General features: G+C 64.1%; 1 protein-coding gene. It reads left to right on the forward strand.

Going from position 1 to position 995, the window contains the following annotated elements:
* Positions 1–101: 101 nt before the first annotated feature.
* The coding region (tdh, locus tag EOA29_RS37825) for an L-threonine 3-dehydrogenase (protein ID WP_127222481.1) at positions 102–995 on the forward strand (894 nt) is incomplete at its 3' end.

Consider the following 995-nt stretch of genomic DNA (forward strand, 5'->3'; position numbering starts at 1 on the left):
GGGGCGGGGGTATGCAGGGTCAGTACCGTCGCCAGTTGCTTTGACCCTCACCCGGCCCTTCGGGCCACCCTCCCCACAAGGGGGAGGGTAAGGAGCTAGAAATGTCCAACATGATGAAGGCGCTGGTGAAGGCCAAGGCCGAGCCGGGAATCTGGATGGAAGAGGTGCCGGTGCCGGAGATCGGCCCGAACGACGTGCTGATCAAGGTCAGGAAGACCGCGATCTGCGGCACCGACGTCCACATCTACAATTGGGACCAGTGGGCGCAGAAGACTGTGCCCGTGCCGATGGTGACGGGCCATGAATTTGTCGGCGCGGTCGCCGACTACGGCGCCGCGGTCACCGAATACAAGGTCGGCCAGCGCGTCTCGGGCGAGGGCCATATCGTCTGCGGCCACTGCCGCAACTGCCGCGCCGGGCGAGGGCATCTGTGCCGCAATACGCTGGGCGTCGGCGTCAACCGTCCAGGCGCCTTCGGCGAATACATGGCGATCCCGCAGCACAATGTCGTGCCGATCCCCGACGACGTGCCGGACGAAATCGCCGCCATCTTCGATCCATTGGGCAATGCCGTGCACACGGCGTTGTCCTTTGATCTGGTCGGCGAGGACGTGCTGGTCACCGGCGCCGGCCCGATCGGCATCATGGGCGCGCTCGTCGCGCAATGCGTCGGCGCGCGAAAAGTCGTCATCACCGACATCAACCCGGTCCGGCTGGACCTGGCGCGCAAGCTCGGCGTCCAGCATGTCGTCGATGCCTCGAAGGAGAAGCTGCGCGACGTCATGCCTTCGATCGGCATGACCGAAGGTTTTGACGTCGGTCTTGAGATGTCGGGCGCCGCACCCGCCTTCCGCGACATGATCGACACCATGAACAATGGCGGCAAGATCGCCATCCTCGGCATCGCGCCCACCGGCTTCGAGATCGACTGGAACAAGGTCATCTTCAAGATGCTGCATCTCAAGGGCATCTACGGCCGCGAGATGTTCGAGACC

Source organism: Mesorhizobium sp. M1E.F.Ca.ET.063.01.1.1 (assembly GCF_003998155.1).
Classification (GTDB): Bacteria; Pseudomonadota; Alphaproteobacteria; order Rhizobiales; family Rhizobiaceae; genus Mesorhizobium.